Source organism: Prevotella multiformis DSM 16608, assembly GCF_000191065.1.
Classification (GTDB): Bacteria; Bacteroidota; Bacteroidia; order Bacteroidales; family Bacteroidaceae; genus Prevotella; species Prevotella multiformis.
Window position 1 is genome coordinate 108,618 of the sequence record NZ_GL872282.1, and the last position, 18,796, is coordinate 127,413.

An 18,796-nucleotide genomic window follows, 5' to 3' on the forward strand; every position below is an offset into this window, starting at 1 on the left:
AACAGCACTATGATCATTAAGAAATCAGAATTCACCATATCTTCGCCGTCAATAGCAAGATGCCCGTCAGACACCAAAGCAGAATATGCCTTTATCGGACGGTCGAACGTAGGCAAGTCAAGTCTTATCAACATGCTCTGCAACCACAAAGGACTGGCAAAGACCTCGGCCAAACCGGGCAAGACACTGCTCATCAACCACTTCATCATCAATAACGAGTGGTATCTGGTCGACCTCCCGGGATATGGCTATGCCAAAAACTCCAAGACGGTGAGAAACAAGCTGGAGCAGATGATCGCACAATACATCCTGCAGCGCAAACAGCTTGTCAATGTATTTGTACTGATAGACATCCGGCATGAGCAACAGAAGATCGACCGTGAATTTGTCGACTGGCTGGGAGAAAGCAACATTCCTTTCTCCATCATCTTCACGAAAGCCGACAAGCTGTCGCCTTCCAAAGCGAAATCGAATGCCCTGCTGTGGATGAAGAAACTGGAAGACAGATGGGAGGCACTTCCACCCTACTTCATTACTTCCGCAGAGACGAAAGCAGGGAAAGAGGAGGTGCTGGACTATATCGAACAAATCAACAATACATTAGAATAGGAGCATGGCGCAGATTCCTTATCTTGATGTGCAGCACCTGACAAAAAGTTTCGGTGCACAGGTTCTCTTCAAAGACATTTCCTTTTCCATTGCAGAAGGGCAGCACATCGGGCTCGTGGCACAGAACGGTACGGGGAAGTCCACCCTGCTCTCCATCCTCACGGGCAAGGAGAGTTATGATAGCGGTTCGATCATCTATCGTAACGACCTGCGTGTGGGAATGCTCGAACAAAGCCCGAAGTTCGACCCGGAAGAGAGCGTACTGGATGCGTGCTTCAATCATGAGGGAAACCCGGAGCGCATCCTGAAAGCGAAGCAGATACTTACCATGCTGAAGCTTCACGATCTGGAACAGCCGATGGGACAGCTGAGCGGCGGGCAGCAGAAACGTGTCGCACTGGCAAACGTGCTGATTCTGGAACCCGACTTCCTCATTCTCGACGAACCGACAAACCATCTCGACCTGGAGATGATCGAATGGCTCGAAGGCTGTCTATCCCGTGGGAACAAGACCATTTTCATGGTTACGCACGACCGCTATTTCCTTGACAACGTATGCAATACCATCCTGGAACTGGACAACCAGACCCTCTACACCTATCGGGGCAACTACTCCTATTATTTGGAAAAACGGCAGGAACGCATCGACAACACAAGGGCCGAGATAGCACGTGCCAACAACCTGTACCGGACCGAGCTGGAGTGGATGCGCCGTATGCCGCAGGCACGCGGGCACAAAGCACGCTACCGTGAAGAAGCCTTCTACGAGCTACAGGCAAAAGCCAAACAGCGGATTGAAGAGAGACAGATACGCCTGAAGTCCTCCAGCGTGTATATCGGAAGCAAAATCTTCGAGTGCCAGTATGTCTCAAAGAAGTTCGATGACAAAATCATCCTCGACAATTTCTATTATAACTTCTCACGGTTCGAGAAGATGGGAATCGTCGGGAACAACGGAACCGGAAAATCCACTTTCGTCAAGATGCTCCTCGGCAAGACAGCACCGGACAGCGGCAGGTTCGACATCGGGGAGACGGTCCGCTTCGGCTACTTCTCACAGGAAGGTCTGCAGTTCCGTGAAGACCAGAAGGTAATCGACATCATCACGGACATTGCCGACTACATAGACCTGGGCGGCGGAAGGCACATGACGGCATCGCAGTTCCTCAACTACTTCCTCTTTTCCCCGGAGGAACAGCACAACTATGTGTATAAGCTGTCGGGTGGAGAAAAACGCAAGCTGTACCTGTGTACCGTACTGATGAAGAATCCGAACTTCCTCGTGCTGGACGAGCCTACCAACGACCTGGACATCCAGACCTTGCAGATACTTGAAGAATACCTGCAGGACTTCCCCGGCTGCGTCATCGTCGTGTCGCATGACCGTTACTTCATGGACAAGGTTGTAGACCATCTCCTCGTGTTCAAGGGAGAGGGTGAAATACAGGATTTCCCCGGCAACTACACGCAGTACCGTGATTTCCAGAAGATGAAATCCCAGGAGGAAGAGCAGCAGAAAAACCTCAAATCAAAGAAACAGACGGAAGAGACAGCCGGAAAGGAGTACCGCAACCATACGAAACGGAAGATGTCTTTCAAGGAGAAACGTGAATACGAGCAGCTCTCAGACAAGATCTCTCAGCTGGAAGCGGAGCAGAAACAGCTTGAAGAAGCCCTCTGTTCAGGCAGACTGTCTGTGGAAGAACTCACCGAAAAAAGCAAGCGGCTTCCCCTTTTGAAAGAGCAATTAGACGAAATGGAACTCCGGTGGCTGGAACTGTCAGAGCTGGCCTGACCGCTCGTTCCGCGGGGATGGCAAAGGAACTCTATACCGTTCGACGCAAAATCCATTGCGGATAAAACGAGGATGTGTCAAAACCCGATTCCGGCCAAAGACAGCTGTCAGTCGGTTGTAAAGAACAACCGCTGCCAAAGAGCTGATGGCTCAATGGCAGCGGTTGTCTTAAGATTGATGAGGGATTGAAACCGTCAACTGGAAAGGAAACTTTCCGGGCTTTGAGTATTGACACATTCTCAAGCCATCTCTGCCTGTACACCGGTTGCAGAATTTTCCACAGAACCATGTTCTACAGGAAATAGTCTTCCAGTTCCTTTATCGCCCCATCCGTTCTCTCGGAAATGTTCTTTATGACGAAGCCGTCCTCCATCAATACAATCCTGTCGCTTATATCTGTCGTATGATGAAGATTATGGCTGGAGAGGAGGATCGACGCATGGCAGCGTTTCTTATATTCCAACAGCAGGGTTTTCAAATGATTCTGACTGCTCGGATCAAGGAAATTGAAAGGCTCGTCAAGAATCACAAACTGCGGAGAAGGCAGCAAGGCGGCTGCAATACCGATCTTCTGCTTATTACCGGCAGAAAACTCTCGGATATATTTCTGCCGGCCGAGGATCTCGTCACCGAGAAAGGGCCTGTAATCTTCCAGAAGCCCCTCAACATCTTGCTTCTCTATGCCGTTTGCTTTGGCAATAAAGGTAAAGTACTCCCTCGGCGTAAGGAAATCGATGAGGAAACCTTCTTCCAGATAAGCGGCAACATACTGTTTCCACGCTTCGTCAAGATGAGAGATATGCTGTGCGGTCTCGCCGTCTTTTCCGTGTCGTGGCACGGAGGAATTATCCATTACATTGAAAAACACCTTGCCGCTGTCTGCCTTGACGAGATTCAGGATAAGGCGGAACAGTGTCGTTTTCCCTGCACCGTTATTACCGACAAGGCCGATGATTTCACCCGCCGGAAAGCAGAATTCGGGGATAAAGACTGCCGTCTTATCCCCGAATTTCTTTATCAGTTGACTAACGGATATTTCGACCATGACAGTTCTTGAACTTCTTGCCGCTGCCGCAGGGGCATGGGTCGTTAGGACGCGGCATCTTGTCTGCACGGTAAGGAGTGTGGCGTGCCTGCTGCGCTCCCTCACGGGTATCCTGCCGTGCGGCAGCCGTCTGACCGGGATCGTCAAGGTCTACCTTCTCTTCATTGTAACGCTGTGAACGCTGCTCCGGGGCAGCCTCCTGCACCTCCTCGGCCGGCTGCATCTCTGGAATCTGACCGCGCATGAGCACACTCGCCGTACGGTTGTTCATGTCGTCGATCATGTTGTCCCACAGCTTCACGCTCTCCAGTTTGAAGATGAGCAGCGGATCTTTCTGCTCGTAAGAAGCGTTCTGGACGGAATGCCGCAGGTCATCCAGCTGGCGGAGGTTCTCCTTCCAGTCGTCGTCAATGATATGGAGCAGGATGACCTTCTCGAACTGTTTGACGACCGACTTGCCCTCGCTCTCATAGGCCTCCTTCAGGTCGCAGGGAATGTTGTAGACACGCTTGCCGTCAGTGACGGGCACCATGATGCGTTCGTACATGGCTCCCTGGTTTTCATAGACCTGCTTGATGACAGGCCATGCGACGGTCTGGATGCGCTCGGTCTTGCGCATGAAAGCCTCCATGGCCTGCTGGAAGCTGCGTTCCGCCAGCTCGTCATGGTCAACGTTCATGAACTCGTTCTCTGTGAACGGACACTCTATCGTCAGAATCTTCAGAAACTCTTCCTTGCAGCCTTCGTAGTCGTTCTTTTCGATGATGTTCACACAACGGTCCCAGATGATGTTCGAGATGTCCATACCGATACGCTCGCCCATCAGCGCATGACGACGCTTCTCGTAGATGACGGTACGCTGCTTGTTCATGACATCATCATACTCCAGCAGCCGCTTACGGATACCGAAGTTGTTCTCCTCGACCTTCTTCTGCGCACGCTCGATGCTGTTGGAAATCATCGAGCTTTCAATGCGTTCGCCGTCTTCGAAGCCCAGCCGGTCCATCACCTTGGCGATACGCTCCGAGCCGAAGAGACGCATCAGCTTGTCCTCAAGCGACACATAGAATACGGATGAACCGGGGTCGCCCTGACGGCCGGCACGACCACGGAGCTGGCGGTCTACACGGCGGCTCTCGTGCCGCTCAGTGCCGATGATGGCCAGACCTCCGGCATCCTTGACTTCCTTTGTCAGCTTGATGTCGGTACCACGGCCGGCCATATTGGTGGCAATCGTCACTGCACCGAGACCATTCACCGACCGTCCGGCCTCGGCAACAATCTGCGCCTCCTTCAGGTGCTGCTTGGCATTCAGCACCTGGTGCGGAATCTTGCGCATCGTGAGCATCTTGCTCAGCAGCTCACTGATCTCGACGGAAGTCGTACCGACAAGACAGGGGCGGCCCTGGTTCCGCATGGTGTCCACCTCGTCGATGACGGCGGCATACTTCTCGCGGGCCGTCTTGTAGACACGGTCCTCCATATCCTTGCGGATGACAGGACGGTTGGTGGGAATCTCGACGACGTCCAGCTTGTAGATGTCCCAGAACTCACCAGCCTCCGTGGAAGCCGTACCGGTCATGCCGGCGAGCTTGTGGTACATACGGAAGTAGTTCTGCAGGGTAATGGTAGCGAAGGTCTGCGTAGCGGCTTCCACCTTCACGTGTTCCTTTGCTTCAACGGCCTGGTGCAGGCCGTCGCTCCAGCGGCGGCCTTCCATGATACGGCCTGTCTGCTCGTCGACGATCTTGACCTCACCATTCAGGACGACATACTCGTCATCCTTGTTGAACATGGTATAGGCTTTCAAGAGCTGCTGCAAGGTGTGTACACGCTCGCTCTGCACGCCGTAATGAGCCATCATGGCATCCTTCCGGTCAATGTAAGTCTGCTCGTCAATCACCTTGTCGTCCTTTTGCTTTTCGAGTGCGGAAAGCTCCGTCGTAATATCCGGCAGGACGAAGAGCTGGTCGTCTTTCACCTGGCGGGCGAGCCATGCCGTACCCTTGTCGGTAAGGTCGCAGGAGTTCATCTTCTCGTCTGTAACGAAGTAGAGCGGTTCGACGGCCTTCGGCATCTCCCGGTTGTTGTTGGCCATGTAGAACTCTTCCGTCTTCAGCATGCCGGCCTTGATGCCTTCTTCGGAAAGGAACTTGATGAGTGCCTTGTTCTTCGGCAGGGCCTTGAACGAGCGGTAAAGAGCAAGGAAGCCCTCTTCCTGCAGCTTCTGGGAAGCAGCCTTGTCACCGGCATTCTTCTGTGCCTCCGCCAGCTTGTGACGGGCCTCCGACAGGAGTTCGGTAGCCTGTTTGCGCTGCACCTCATAAAGACTCTGTACCAGAGGCTGGAACTCCTCGAACATCTGGTCGTCACCCTTGGGCACAGGACCGCTGATGATGAGCGGCGTGCGGGCATCGTCGATCAGCACCGAGTCGACCTCATCGACGATGGCATAGTTGTGCTGACGCTGTACGAGGTCGGCCGGCGACACGGCCATGTTGTCACGCAGGTAATCGAATCCGAACTCGTTGTTCGTACCGAAGGTGATGTCTGCCTGATAGGCCTTGCGGCGTGCCGGCGAGTTCGGCTGGTGCTTGTCGATACAGTCGACGGACAGTCCGTTGAACATATAGAGCGGCCCCATCCACTCGGAGTCACGCTTTGCCAGATAGTCATTGACGGTTACGACGTGGACACCGTTGCCGGTGAGCGCATTGAGAAACACCGGAAGGGTGGCAACGAGGGTCTTGCCCTCGCCTGTCGCCATCTCGGCGATCTTGCCCTGATGCAGGACGACACCGCCGAAGATCTGTACGTCATAGTGTACCATCTCCCACTTCAGGTCGTTGCCGCCGGCTGTCCAGTGGTTGTGGTAAATGGCCTTGTCGCCATCGATCGTGATGAAGTCCTTGGCAGGGTCAGCTGCCAGTTCACGGTCGAAATCGGTTGCCGTGACGACCGTTTCCTCGTTCTCCGAGAAACGGCGTGCCGTATCCTTCACGATGGAGAAGGCGACCGGCATCACCTCGTTGAGTGCCGTCTCGTAATTGTCGAGGGCCTCCTTGTCCAGCTTGTCAATCTGGTTGAAGATTTCCTCACGCTCGTCAATCGGGGTCTCCTCGATCTTTGCACGCAGCTCTGCTATCTGCTCACGCTGCTCCCTGGCAGCATCCTGCACATATTTCTGTATCTCCTTTGTCTTGGCACGCAGCTCATCGTTGCTGAGCGCCTTGATCTCCGGATATACCGCCTTGACCTTATCCACATAAGGCTGGATCAACTTCATGTCACGTGCTGACTTGTCACCGAAAATCGCTTTTAATATCTTATTGAAATTCATTTCTACTATAAATTTTATTTCATCCGACAGTACACTGACTGTCAGTACCATCTTCCCTCCCGTTCCACTATCGTCTGGTCACGATGTGTCCCTGTGGTCGGGAAAGGTGTTCCCAACGGTCGGGAACAAGCGTCCCAAGGGCTGGGAACAAGATTCCCATACGGTTGGGAATAAGATTCCCACATAGTCGGGAACAGGATTCCCACACAACCGGAAATCCGAGAACGAGATACTGTCCGGGCAAAGACATTACAGCCCTGCTGGAACAAAGTCTCTGCCTGCGACGTACTTATCGGATGTTTGATTAAAAAAAGAGGTGGTTCTTCCTCTGGACAATTTATCTTCATGCAAACAGGCGGACACGATGGTCCCGTCCTGTTTAAATCAAGATACCAGACTGGGGGCACGGATTTGAATCCCCGTCGTCAAGGAGGGATTGGGAAGAAAGAGCTGCTGCTCCTGATGAATATGTGAATAAGATGTTGACGCTGCTAAAAGCCCTTCAGGGCGGTCCGCAGTATAGACCAATTTGCTCTGTGCCGGATCGACTTCTTTGCCTTCCTTGATCTGTTTAAAGGCTTCGAGGACGGAGAGAAGATCCTGGCCGACACCTTTGAAGGCCTGCTGGTGACAGAGGTCTTCAATGTTGACATCACCCAACGCGATCTTCAGCACAGACTGACAGCCCTGCGCCTCGACCCCTGTTGCCGCCAGAACGACAAGTAAAGCGGTGATATACTTATTCATGTGCCTTTTCTCTTTGAGCCACGCGCTTGAGCGAACGGCTTATTCGTAAATGTAATATGCAATGCAGCAGCAAGAACAATGCCACAATCAATACCGGTACGGAGACACGCTGGAAAAGACAACCGGCGAACCCTAAGACAATGAGGATGCTCCATATCTTCCACCAAGTATCTCTCTTCTTTTTGACAGTACTGTAAAGGAAAAAGAGTGGAAGCGGATTGAAGAAGAAGATGATCACATTCAGGCTTACACAGGGGTGCTGGGAGAAAAGCATGATGAAATAGATCATTCCCAACAGGCCCGACACAAGCATAAGGAAGGCATCCCAGCCCCAATACAACTGCCGTTTAAGGTTGCTGAACGTCATCATCACGACGCAGAGGAGAACGAACAGGAGGGAGACAGACAACGGGGAAAGTGGGAAACCGCTCTCGATGTCTTTCTTCTGTGGAGGCAGCAGGGTATGCGTCTCCGCTACAAGAGGCCTGCCGTTATAGGTAGCTTTTTCGAAGTCACACCTTAGGTTGTCCGGAAGGAACTGCTGCTCGGCCTTTGTTGTCTTGCGGTCGGCATTCACACCAAGCAACAGATCTTCCCCGAACTGCGACCATTCGTAATCATGGTTCCACCTGTGCAACATCGAACGGAACGTTTCCGGCTTGTCAGCGACCGGATAGGTGACCTTCCCATGCAGGTGATTGACAAGCATGTCGCGCGCCCTCGTCGTGCAGTTGTCGTAGAAGAAATTATAGCGATAGACGACATTCTCGGGCTTCATGTTCTCCAGCAAGGCACTGTGGATAGCCTGCTTGTCTTCCGCCGACAGGTTCAGCACCTGTTCTATGACACCCCTCCCCTCGTAACGGTACTGTGCGAGAAACATATCCATCGGCTCGACTCCCATGCGGTAGTCGGTCAGTCCGAGGATAAAACGAGGAATAAAATAAGGCTGGTCCTGGGAGAAGATGCCATAGTTGACGGCTATATCCTCCCCGCTCTTCCTGTCAAGATAACGGATTGCGGTATGTCCATACTGCGCCCAGACTTCTTCACCCGGAGAACAGGTCAAGAGAGAGACCTGGACACTGTCGGCATATACCACCGGCCGTACCCCTGCCGTCGCATCGAAGACGGACAGGAAGAACAACAGTACGATATAGAACAGCCCCTTTTTCATTTCGCCCGCAAAGATAGTAAAAAAGCATGAAATAACAAACTATCGCAGGCAAATTATAAGGTTTGCATCCAAATTCCACATTGCCGATTTGCCCCTCTCAAACTGGCCGTCCCTTGTATCTTCGTGCGGTATCTCCTGATAGGTTAAGAAGAAAAAACGTGTCAAAGGACATGACATACGATAGAAAAAGAACTCGGCCGGCCCATCCCACCAAGTTCCATCGGACAGTCGTCCCATCCCATCCTGATGAATCAGGTACTGCATCCTGACGGGCTTGCTTCTCCTGTATCAGCTTCTGCCTTTCTCACAGCATTAACATCTCTGAGGTGTTTTATAGCATTCTGTGCCCGATGTGTGAACAGGAAAAAAAATCCGTCCGGGCGACTACACCTTGATTCTCAACCCGTCATAGGCAAGGAACACACCGTCGGGAAGCCGTCGCTGCGCCTCCTCATGCAATCCGACCTGATGGGTGAGATGGGTAAGATAAGTACGTCTGGCACCTATCCGCCTGCTGAACTCGACGGCTTCCGGTATCAGCTGGTGCGAATGATGCGGCCGCTCCCAGCGAAGTGCGTTCACCACGAGGGTCTCGACCCCTTCGAGATAAGGAAGCTCGGCATCGTCCATCGTCTTCATGTCCGTTATGTAGGCGAGCTTCCCGAAACGATAGCCGAAGATGGGCAGCCTGCCGTGCATCACGTTGACAGGCACCACCTCTATGTCGCCGATCCGTATATGGGAATGAGGTGGAAGGGCATGGAGGTTCAGTTTGGGAACACCGGGATAGAGGTGTTCGGCAAAACAATAGGGGAAATTATGCCGCAGTCCGCCACAGGTGTCTGCATTGGCATAGACATCTATGTCGCCTAACCTGCAATAGGGACGTACGTCGTCGATGCCGCCCACATGGTCGTAGTGGATGTGTGTTATCAGCAGTCCGTCTATCTTCCGGAAAGGCTGCGGCAGCATCTGCTGCCGGAAGTCGGGTCCGCAGTCGATGATGATGCGGGTATGGACGGTCTCCAACAAGGCCGAGGTACGAAGCCGGCTGTCATGCGGGTCACTGCTCTTGCAGACTTCGCAGGTGCAGCCCAGGACGGGTACGCCGTTGGAAGTACCTGTGCCCAGGAAAGTCAAGGTGCCCCCCGCTTCTTCCGAAGAAGAGGAGAAGCCATCCCCGCCCCCTCCGAAAGGAAGGGAAGGTCTGACGGACTGTGTACCGGTTGAAGATTGCTGTCTGTCCAAAAGATTTGTCGTTTTTGAAATAAAAGCCGCTGTCACCGTAATACTCCCATCACCCTGAGGCGTTCGTTATTACGCATGACACACCTTATTTTATATGATACGTCCTCCATATATATACTCTGGCACCAAGAAGAATCCTTCCATCCGGCAAGTCACAGACATTGCTCCCTCCCTCCTACAAAGATGGAGGGGGACTTTGCTCCCATCAGCCCTTCTTCTCTCTTTGGACGGTCAGGGGACTTGCTTCCGCCAGGCACTTCCCTCCCTTCGGAGGGTCAGGGGGAGGTCACACCACATTCACTTCCGGATGTATCTCAATACCGAACTTCTCCTTTACGTCATGCTGTATGGCTTCAAAGAGACGGACAACATCGGCCCCGGCAGCACCCCCGAGGTTGACCAGCACCAGTGCCTGCTTATCGTAGACACCGGCACGGCCGAGCGACCTGCCCTTCCATCCACACTGTTCGATCATCCATCCGGCAGGAATCTTCTCGTGCGTACTGTCTATTGTATAGTGAGGCATACGCTCGTACTGCGCCGCCAGTTCATCGTATTTCTCCTTGGAGACGATGGGATTCATAAAGAAGCTGCCCGCATTCCCCGTCACCTTGGGGTCGGGAAGTTTGGCATTACGGATGGCGATAATCGTCTGTCGCAGCTCGTCTGCCGTCGGGTGTGCAATACCTCGTTCTGCCAGTGCCGTGCGTATATTGCCGTAATCGAGCCTGGGCCTGTAGGTGCTGGAAAGACGGTAGGTCACCGACGTAATGAGGTACTTGTTGCGCCACTCATGCTTGAAGCGGCTCTGACGGTAGCTGTACCCGCAGTCCGTATTCTTGAAGTGACGCACCCTGCCTGTGGCAATCTCCACAGCCTCCACCTCTTCTATCAGGTCCTTGGCTTCCGCACCGTACGCCCCGATGTTCTGTACGGCACTCGCACCGCACTCACCGGGGATGATCGAAAGGTTCTCTGCACCGTAAAGCCCATGGGAAACACAATACGCTACGAAGTCGTCCCACACGTAACCCGACCCACAACGTACACGCCCGCCGCCCACGTCTTCTATAAACGAGATACCCGAATGGAGTACCGTCCCCTTATAGTCTTCCGTAAGCAACAGGTTGCTGCCGCCGCCGAGTATCAGCAACGGATGATCTTCTTCCTTCAGGGAACGCACAGCCTCCTGCGCCTCCTCCACGGACTCGTATTCAACGAAACGCCGGCACTTTGCATCAATGCCGAACGTGTTATGCTCTAACAGACTATAGTCACACTCTATCTTCATTTTAACTTATTCCGTTTTGGCGTTGCCTTTGTTTCTGTTCATAACTTATAACAAGGAACTATTCTTCCTGGTATCTGATGACCCTTGCCGGACTGCCGACAGCAACAGCATTGGCAGGTATGTCCTTTGTCACCACTGCTCCTGCGCCTATCACGGCATTACGACCTATCGTCACACCGGGCAGGAGGATGGCTCCGCCGCCAATCCACGCACCGTCTTCTATCTTGACAGGTCGGGCATAGATATTCCACCCTCCGCCGGGAATCATCCGTTCTCCGGCAGTGACAGGATGCGCGGCTGTATAGATTTTCACGTCTGAAGCGATGAGAACATGATTGCCGATGTCAATACGGTTATTGTCTACAAACGTACAGTTCATATTGATAACGACCCAGTCGCCCAAGTGGATATTGACACCATACTCACAATGAAAATCAACATCGATATGAACCGGCTCACCGACAGAGCCGAACAGCTGCTCAAAAATCCTGCGCTTGCCCTCGTGGTCGGCATAGTCGCAATCGTTCAACTTACGCAATAAGCGTTTCGTACGTAATATTATCTGCTGCAATTCCGGGTCGACAGCATTAAAGAACTCACCATCCAAGGCTTTCTGACGTTCACTTTTCATAAGCAACAGGCATTGTAAAGTTGGGTATATGCTAAAGAAAGACCCGCTACCGATGATCAGGCAGAGGGCCTTCCCGTCAATAAGCGACGATCTTCTCCAGCCGCCAGTCCTTTCCGTGCCGTCTGAAGAACAGCTGCGTCTCCGCTCCATTGGCCAGTCCGCGGAAAGTAAGAATCTTGCGGTCCGACTCCGAGTACTTCTGGCCATAGAGGATATTGTAAATCATCTCGCCCGGTACTTCCGGAAGGAACGACGACCACTCCCCGGCAGGGATGGTGGTATTGATGGTCGCGACCTCCTCGCCATTGGGATCGGGTCCTGAATAGGCCAGCGGATTCTTCACGAAGCCCCTGCCGCTGTGGGCAAAGAAGCGGGAAAGGAACGTGAAGAACGAAGCGTTATAGCTCTGCTTGAAACCGATAGTACAGATTTTGTTCAGCTTCCATTTCCCATCCTGATGGTCGAACCAGTACTGTTCCACGGTTCTTTTCCTCAAGTGGATCTTTTCGACAATCACACTGTCCAGGTCTGTTGCCTTCGGATACTTCATCTGCTTCTCGTTGTCGAAAATCAGCGTGTAATATCCCTGCGGCCGGAAGAAATGGTCGGTCTTCCACTGGCTGCGCATCAGCTCTGATGTCTTCCCGCCGTTGACAACCGGCAGCGGAAATTTGATGCGGCTGCGCTGCAGCTTCCTGTTGGCAATGAAATTGAAGAAGAAGTCATCAAACAGCTGGTCGGCTGCCTTCGGCATCGGCGTGGAGGCAATCACCTCCGTAGCAGAGTCGACGGTATCAGCGGTGTCACTGTCCGCCGCCATGGCAGAATCCGTACTGGAACTGTCCGCCGCTTCAACCTTCCTGTTAGAACAGCCTGTGGTGACCGCCATCATGGCCACACAGACACATACAACAAGTAAAAATGCTTTTCTCATACGCTCGTTTTATTCGTCTCAAATTTCCTGCAAATGTACGATATTTATTTCTAATAAGACAGGAAAAACATAAATTTATATCAGGGTAATTTCTCCGTTCCGATTATAAATCGTACCTTTGCAGGAAAATAACCAAGCAGTATGCTATTAGACAAGATAGAAGAACTTCTCAAGGAAGTGAGCGCACTTACGGCACAGAATGCCGGCGACGTGGAACAGCTCCGACTGAAATACCTCAGCAAGAAAGGCGAAATCAACGCATTGATGAGTGAGTTCCGGAATGTGGCGGCCGACCAGAAGAAGGCCGTCGGCATGAAAATCAACGAACTCAAGCAGCTCGCACAGAACAGAATCAACGAGCTGAAGGACCAGCTCGAGACCAGCGAGGCACAGAGCGACGACATCGACCTTACACGCACCGCCTACCCCATCAGCCTGGGTACACGGCATCCGCTGACACTTGTCAAGAACGAAATCATCGACATCTTCGCACGGATGGGCTTCACGCTCTATCAGGGTCCGGAGATTGACGACGACCAGCACGTGTTCACCATGCTGAACTTCGCCGCCGACCATCCGGCACGCGATATGCAGGACACCTTCTTCATCGAGCGCAGCAATACGATGGACGTGACGAAGAACGTGCTTCTCCGCAGCCATACCTCCAACGACGAGGCACATTATATGTCTACCCACAAGCCGCCGATCCGCGTGCTCTGTCCGGGCCGCGTCTACCGCAACGAGGCTATCTCGGCACGCGCCCACTGCTTCTTCCATCAGGTAGAAGGGCTCTATGTAGACAGGAACGTCAGCTTCACCGACCTCAAGCAGGTGCTGCTCACTTTTGCCCGTGAGATGTTCGGTGCCGGCACGAAGATACGCCTCCGCCCGAGTTACTTCCCATTCACCGAGCCGAGTGCCGAGATGGACATCAGCTGCAATATCTGCGGCGGCGAGGGATGCGGCTTCTGCAAACACACCGGCTGGGTGGAGATTCTCGGCTGCGGTATGGTCGACCCGCACGACCTTGAGGCCTGCGGCATCGACTCCAGCGTCTATACCGGCTACGCTTTCGGCATGGGTGTCGAGCGCATCGCCAACCTCAAGTACCGTGTCAGCGACCTCCGCCTCTTCTCCGAAAACGACACCCGCTTCCTCCGGGAGTTCGAAGGGGCTTAAGTCGGCAATATCCTTATCAGCGACAGACACAGACCGACATAGATTTTTCAGAATGCCTGATAATAGATGGGCGTTGATGAATTGCTTAATGCGCTTCATCGACGCCCATTGCCTTTTTGGCATATTCAGGAATTATCCACGATGGGGGTTTGCTTTTCAGGCGATCAGACCCTGCTTCTTTCTTGAAAGGACACAGGGAAGGATGCAGCAGAATGGAAAAGCAGGAAATCCCGCATGAGAAAGCACAAAAATAGACGACTCTCCACCCTATCAACGACAGACCGACTTGCTTTTTCAGAACATGCCTTACCCCCCGACTTTCATCGATTCCCAGTCTTCCCTTTCTTTCCCGGGTATTGCCGTACAGCAGCCACTCGCCAGATGATTCTGGAATCTGTCTCTTACGATATGTGTTGTATGGACTGGCATGCAACTCTTTCCACCTCCTGCCGATGTGCCGATGCTCGGCACCGGTTGTGTTTGCTGTCGACATCAAGTGTGTTGAGGGCACACACGCTTCCAATCTGCTGACGGTACAGGAGCCGCCAGTAGTGAAATGCAAGACGAGAAGTACTGCCAACAGGAAAGACTGGAAAATGCTTTTCAAAGTCTGCTGTCACTTCTGTCACTTTCGAGATTTGCTTAACCTGATGATAGAAATCCGGTTAGGCTGAATATGAAAAGTGACAGCAGATGAAATCAAAAACAAAACAGAACAGAACAAAGAAGAACATATCAGGACCTAACCAAAAAGCTGGAAAACAGGATGCAGAATGAATGGATAGGGCTAATCTTTGTTTTCAATCCGTTCAATAGTGTATTTACAAAATAAAGTTGTATATTTGCTCTTGAAAGTGGTTTGCCACGGGTGTGTGCGTTCCTCCGTAAAACTTTGGAGAGGACAGACTTTGCAACGGTGTATCCACAACATAACACATGACATGGGACGTCTGCGGGTATAGAGCCTTACGGTGGAGGTCGGTTTGTGATGGAGAAGAAATTCCCTATACTGTGATGAACGTCACAGAAGGGAAGTTACGTCCCCCGGATTTTGATTCTTTTCCCGCATCTTCAATCTCCCCCATCCCGCCCCCTTGGTCTCTCGGGATGACCGATCGGTCCCGACGATCCGCAGGCCGATTACGGCTTACGTCCCTAACGACACGACACGTGAAGAAACATTCTTCTATCACGGTGATCACCTCGTCAGCATGTCTTACATCACAGATAATCACGCCTACAACGGCTAACAGATAAACTTATCGAAAAAAGAGAATATAGGAAGTGAGCAAAACGGAAATTAATATGATGTATTGTGATTATATTTGGGATTCATTATCCCTTGTTGCAGGTGCCATCATTGTATATCGTATAGCAAAGAATGGAATACGATCGATAAAACCTTTAAGTTTATTTTCTTTATGTATTGGATGTCTCATGGTGATATTAGCTGTAATAGCTATACTTGTTAATGAATATCATGGAATTTGTGCAATATTGTTTGGTGTTGTTTTCTTCATTTTTACATATCGTGACAAGAACAAGCCTTCCCCTGGTCTTACGATTGAATATTCATGGCATATTGGTGGCTATGAAGCTGGTATTATTGCAATTGCTTACGGATTAATCAGATTTTTTCGAGTGAGTTAATCTTCCATAGTGAAGTAGAGAAAAATCTATTTGAAATGGTATTGAATACTTTAAGTCTTACATTGACAGTGGCGGTTCTGAATAAATGCTTGCAGAAGATTTGTCAGAACAGAGTTTAATAGAGGGAGGCATAAGGACTCCACGGTAAAATATTCCATAAATCCACAGGAGTTATCATATGGCATTGGACTGATATTACAAGCAGTTCCTGATAATCATTCTTCTAGAGTAAACAGTAAATATTCATCTAAACGGGAATTATGAAATACAGAAATTAAACGGTATGGGCTGTCCTCTTTCTGATACCCGCAATAGTGCTTAATGCGCAGACTACTTTTAAATCCATCCATGTAGAAAAAGGGATTATAAAAGGGTATTACGAGTTATCCTCTAACGGATTATGTTATATACGTAAAGGACATACGATTTCGATAAAAGGGAAAACTTATCCGTTCTATATGAGGATAGAAGATAACTCTAAGATTCGTAAATGGATCAATCCTTTTGACACTTTAGAATATCGGAAATTTCTTAATATGGATTTTGCTTTGGATGCACAAAGAGGTATTTATAAAAGAGATCTCTATTTATCTGATCTTGAATATGGATATGATGGTACTCTTGTACATTCCGCAGGTGCGTTTTACTATCCTAAGAATCGTCGCAGTCAATTAATATCTTGTTACTATTTTTCGGGTGATATTATTTTTTATAAAATACATCGGCATAGCTCTGAAGGGGGGAACAAATGTCTGTCTTTTACCTTAAAAAAGATGTTGGAAGAAAAGGAATTCGTTATTCTTAAGGAGGCAGAATCAGTAAGCAACTTATCAAAAAACGACATCTTGTCTATGGGACTAAAACCTACGGCTGTCTATTCGATATTTTATTGTTTAGATGAATAACGCTTTTAGCTATACAGAGGTTTTAAAGCTACTGTTACGGAGGATGGAGAAATGTGACAAGTACACCAGCCGTATCGGTACAGGATTGTTTAACAACGTCTACGGTCGCAACAGCTCATACACAACCGGCTATCTATGAGACGCTTTTAATTATCATCCATCTCCTTCACGAGAAGTTGTGAGGAATCAAACGAAGCAAGACAGCACAAGAGTAAAATTTTAAATATTAGAAGGCATCAATGAATAAAGAAAATAAAATCATATCATGCTTTGCCCTTTTGGCCTTTCTTGCAATTCCAATTTACCACATATGGGAAAATAATGAAATCACGAAAAACCCCTCTGTGACTTTTGGAATAATAGAGGACTTGTATTACGCTCATTACCGTCCCTGCTTTTCTTATACATACAGAGTCAATGGAAAAGAATTCAAAGGTTCTGAAAAACGAACAGGAGCTTTTAATTCGATCAAAAGTGGAGATACGATAGCAGTAAATTATGACATTAAACACCCGGAAATAAGTAAGCCTTATATAAGATGTGTAAGCTTTGAATAGCATGCCAACTTAGGTATGCCGCACAAATTCAACAGAGACAGTCCGAAGGGGGGATTTGATACAAGACGATAGAAGAAAGTTTATAAGCAATAGATTGATGAGACTAAGAATAAAAAAGATTCTTCCATTAAATGCGTGGATGCTTTTCGTATAGCCTTAATAACGGAAGAAACAGAGTTATCCATTAAAAAAATATAGCCAAGACCGTCAACTGTCTCTCCTGATATCATCCTCCGATACAAAGACCTTTTCATTTTAATACGTTGAAATACAGATAAGATTTTGAAAAACCATTACATAATTTCAAACGAATCATCTGCAAATATAATAAACATGTGCATAAAGCAAGTATGTAACCGGCAGTCAATCAACCTGTTATCAAGCCATTCCAAAAAGGTGCTTGATTGGGGGGCAAAAGGGCGTTAGTAACACGCTAAATGAGCACCTGTTGCAAGTCAATCAGGCATCTTTTAGAAGCTTGAAGAGCATGTGTCAGTTTTGAACTGCATAAAAATGTTTACAAGCTCCGATGATATGGGAACAAGTTGTTTGTAGAAGACGGAAAGACAGACTGATGGGCAGACATCGTATCTATTTGTCTTTTCTGCAGTTTATCCTCCTTTGCAAGACCATCTGATTTTGGACAGTCATACCCTGCAAGTGCATAAACCTTTATTCTATTTCCAATCTATGGATTTAACGGAAGGCCTCCAAAACAGTCATTAAGAAAATGAAGAAATTTAAATTCTTTCTATACACATCCTTTATTTCTCTCCTTATCTTTTGGGGGATGCAAATAATTTTATATATCATTACAACTCTTCTGGCAGGAGCCCGTCAAGAAACCATTTTCCCGGATAGAATGACAGAAATGATAAATGGTCTTTTTATTCTTTCTTTTATTACGTTCGGGTATCTTGGCTGGTTAAATGTTTTTTTCCTATGGATGCTGTATTTCACTAAGATAAATAGAATATGGATGAGAAGCAAATGGGTATGCGTGATTGAAAGTACACTGTTTTGGATATTTTTTTATGTTTTAGGAATGGTGATAGATTATCTTCCAGACAATATTAAGTTTTATTACACTCCCCCTATAGTTGAAAGTAGAAATGCTGTTTCTGATGCAGCTTACACCATTCACCCCTGTTTTTCTGATGACGCTAAAATTTTATACGTGTATATTGTTCTTTTTTTAATTGCCGTTCTAACTAAACTCTATAAAAGAAAAGATACTGACAAGCTTTTCTTTATGTAGAGGGAAATGAATTCAAAGAAAAGATGCCATTATAGGCAGGAATTCAATATTACTTCATTAATATCAAGTGGATATATGCCCCAAGGAAAATATAGATTCATTGTGAAGAACAGGAGAAATATAGCAGCAGATAATTTTATTCTAAAAAAAAAATGATTTTTCCTCACGAGTCAGCTGAAAGAAGGAGAAGGATTCTCTTTATGAATATGTCTTTCCTAAAATTATTTTGCAAAACATGAAAAGAAATATATCTAAGCACTTGCCAACAGTGCTGGCAGTTGGCATTTTATCTTGGTGTATATTAGCCAGAAGTTTTTCTATGCTTTTTTCACTGGGTTCATTAAGCATATACATAGATAGACGACGTTATTTTCTTGAAAACTTCTTACCAGATTTTGTAAGTCTAATAACTTATGTCTTCACTCTCTGG

Annotated in this window: 16 protein-coding genes; 7 read left to right on the top strand and 9 right to left on the bottom strand. The window is 49.1% G+C overall.

What is annotated here, in order from left to right; genetic code table 11:
* Positions 1-9: 9 nt before the first annotated feature.
* Positions 10-609 carry a ribosome biogenesis GTP-binding protein YihA/YsxC gene (gene yihA / locus HMPREF9141_RS00480; protein ID WP_007366400.1) on the top strand — a complete coding sequence of 200 codons (600 nt, stop codon included), beginning with the start codon at positions 10-12 and terminating at the stop codon, positions 607-609.
* 4 nt (positions 610-613) lie between these two features.
* On the top strand, positions 614-2,404 hold the full coding sequence (abc-f, locus tag HMPREF9141_RS00485) for a ribosomal protection-like ABC-F family protein (RefSeq protein WP_007366401.1): 1,791 nt from the start codon (positions 614-616) through the stop codon (positions 2,402-2,404).
* A gap of 292 nt (positions 2,405-2,696) precedes the next feature.
* On the opposite strand, the gene HMPREF9141_RS00490 is transcribed toward abc-f, so the two are convergent.
* The 8 genes from HMPREF9141_RS00490 to HMPREF9141_RS00525 all read right to left on the bottom strand — a co-directional run bounded on the left by HMPREF9141_RS00490 (position 2,697) and on the right by HMPREF9141_RS00525 (position 12,817).
* Entirely contained in the window at positions 2,697-3,449 is a 753-nt protein-coding gene (locus HMPREF9141_RS00490) for an ABC transporter ATP-binding protein (protein WP_007366402.1), read from the bottom strand.
* Positions 3,430-6,789, bottom strand: a complete 3,360-nt coding sequence (gene secA / locus HMPREF9141_RS00495; protein WP_040554112.1) for a preprotein translocase subunit SecA — start codon at positions 6,787-6,789, stop codon at positions 3,430-3,432. The genes HMPREF9141_RS00490 and secA overlap by 20 nt, the downstream gene beginning before the upstream one ends.
* Before the next feature lie 384 nt (positions 6,790-7,173).
* Positions 7,174-7,536 carry a hypothetical protein gene (locus tag HMPREF9141_RS00500; protein WP_007366404.1) on the bottom strand — a complete coding sequence of 121 codons (363 nt, stop codon included), beginning with the start codon at positions 7,534-7,536 and terminating at the stop codon, positions 7,174-7,176.
* A complete protein-coding gene (locus tag HMPREF9141_RS00505) occupies positions 7,529-8,713 on the bottom strand; it encodes an Lnb N-terminal periplasmic domain-containing protein (RefSeq protein ID WP_007366405.1) in 1,185 nt (394 codons plus the stop codon). Before HMPREF9141_RS00505 ends, HMPREF9141_RS00500 begins: the two co-directional genes overlap by 8 nt.
* A 384-nt stretch (positions 8,714-9,097) precedes the next feature.
* Entirely contained in the window at positions 9,098-9,853 is a 756-nt protein-coding gene (locus HMPREF9141_RS00510; RefSeq protein WP_007366407.1) for an MBL fold metallo-hydrolase, read from the bottom strand.
* 394 nt (positions 9,854-10,247) lie between these two features.
* Positions 10,248-11,252, bottom strand: a complete 1,005-nt coding sequence (murB, locus tag HMPREF9141_RS00515; RefSeq protein WP_007366408.1) for a UDP-N-acetylmuramate dehydrogenase — start codon at positions 11,250-11,252, stop codon at positions 10,248-10,250.
* Positions 11,253-11,310: 58 nt separating this feature from the next.
* Positions 11,311-11,883: a sugar O-acetyltransferase gene (locus HMPREF9141_RS00520; RefSeq protein WP_007366409.1), complete on the bottom strand. Its 573-nt coding sequence runs from the start codon at positions 11,881-11,883 to the stop codon at positions 11,311-11,313.
* A gap of 76 nt (positions 11,884-11,959) precedes the next feature.
* The gene (locus HMPREF9141_RS00525) at positions 11,960-12,817 is read right to left on the bottom strand and encodes a DUF4348 domain-containing protein (RefSeq protein ID WP_007366410.1); all 858 of its coding nucleotides are present in this window, start codon (positions 12,815-12,817) and stop codon (positions 11,960-11,962) included.
* A 141-nt stretch (positions 12,818-12,958) separates the two neighbouring features.
* Between HMPREF9141_RS00525 and pheS the strand changes: the two genes are divergently transcribed.
* Positions 12,959-13,996, top strand: coding sequence for a phenylalanine--tRNA ligase subunit alpha (gene pheS / locus HMPREF9141_RS00530; protein WP_007366411.1), 1,038 nt, complete (start codon positions 12,959-12,961; stop codon positions 13,994-13,996).
* An 85-nt stretch (positions 13,997-14,081) separates the two neighbouring features.
* Here pheS and HMPREF9141_RS13180 read toward each other — a convergent pair whose 3' ends face one another.
* Entirely contained in the window at positions 14,082-14,603 is a 522-nt protein-coding gene (locus tag HMPREF9141_RS13180; protein ID WP_156792397.1) for a hypothetical protein, read from the bottom strand.
* 677 nt (positions 14,604-15,280) lie between these two features.
* On the opposite strand from HMPREF9141_RS13180, the gene HMPREF9141_RS13185 reads away from it, so the two are divergent.
* From HMPREF9141_RS13185 to HMPREF9141_RS00550, 4 genes are all read left to right on the top strand, one after another.
* Positions 15,281-15,646, top strand: coding sequence for a hypothetical protein (locus HMPREF9141_RS13185; RefSeq protein ID WP_156792398.1), 366 nt, complete (start codon positions 15,281-15,283; stop codon positions 15,644-15,646).
* A 458-nt stretch (positions 15,647-16,104) separates the two neighbouring features.
* Positions 16,105-16,551 (top strand): hypothetical protein, encoded by a 447-nt coding sequence (locus tag HMPREF9141_RS00545; RefSeq protein WP_007366415.1) that lies wholly within the window; start codon positions 16,105-16,107, stop codon positions 16,549-16,551.
* 239 nt (positions 16,552-16,790) lie between these two features.
* Positions 16,791-17,108, top strand: coding sequence for a hypothetical protein (locus HMPREF9141_RS13190; protein ID WP_156792399.1), 318 nt, complete (start codon positions 16,791-16,793; stop codon positions 17,106-17,108).
* Positions 17,109-17,838: 730 nt separating this feature from the next.
* Positions 17,839-18,366 carry a hypothetical protein gene (locus HMPREF9141_RS00550; RefSeq protein WP_007366416.1) on the top strand — a complete coding sequence of 176 codons (528 nt, stop codon included), beginning with the start codon at positions 17,839-17,841 and terminating at the stop codon, positions 18,364-18,366.
* Positions 18,367-18,796 lie beyond the last annotated feature (430 nt).

Coding starts and splice junctions, on each gene's coding strand:
- yihA (WP_007366400.1), top strand. CDS start 10: ATGATCATTAAGAAATCAGAATTCACCATATCTTCGCCGTCAATAGCA.
- abc-f (WP_007366401.1), top strand. CDS start 614: ATGGCGCAGATTCCTTATCTTGATGTGCAGCACCTGACAAAAAGTTTC.
- HMPREF9141_RS00490 (WP_007366402.1), bottom strand. CDS start 3,449: ATGGTCGAAATATCCGTTAGTCAACTGATAAAGAAATTCGGGGATAAG.
- secA (WP_040554112.1), bottom strand. CDS start 6,789: ATGAATTTCAATAAGATATTAAAAGCGATTTTCGGTGACAAGTCAGCA.
- HMPREF9141_RS00500 (WP_007366404.1), bottom strand. CDS start 7,536: ATGAATAAGTATATCACCGCTTTACTTGTCGTTCTGGCGGCAACAGGG.
- HMPREF9141_RS00505 (WP_007366405.1), bottom strand. CDS start 8,713: ATGAAAAAGGGGCTGTTCTATATCGTACTGTTGTTCTTCCTGTCCGTC.
- murB (WP_007366408.1), bottom strand. CDS start 11,252: ATGAAGATAGAGTGTGACTATAGTCTGTTAGAGCATAACACGTTCGGC.
- HMPREF9141_RS00520 (WP_007366409.1), bottom strand. CDS start 11,883: ATGAAAAGTGAACGTCAGAAAGCCTTGGATGGTGAGTTCTTTAATGCT.
- HMPREF9141_RS00525 (WP_007366410.1), bottom strand. CDS start 12,817: ATGAGAAAAGCATTTTTACTTGTTGTATGTGTCTGTGTGGCCATGATG.
- pheS (WP_007366411.1), top strand. CDS start 12,959: ATGCTATTAGACAAGATAGAAGAACTTCTCAAGGAAGTGAGCGCACTT.
- HMPREF9141_RS00545 (WP_007366415.1), top strand. CDS start 16,105: ATGAGGATAGAAGATAACTCTAAGATTCGTAAATGGATCAATCCTTTT.
- HMPREF9141_RS13190 (WP_156792399.1), top strand. CDS start 16,791: ATGAATAAAGAAAATAAAATCATATCATGCTTTGCCCTTTTGGCCTTT.
- HMPREF9141_RS00550 (WP_007366416.1), top strand. CDS start 17,839: ATGAAGAAATTTAAATTCTTTCTATACACATCCTTTATTTCTCTCCTT.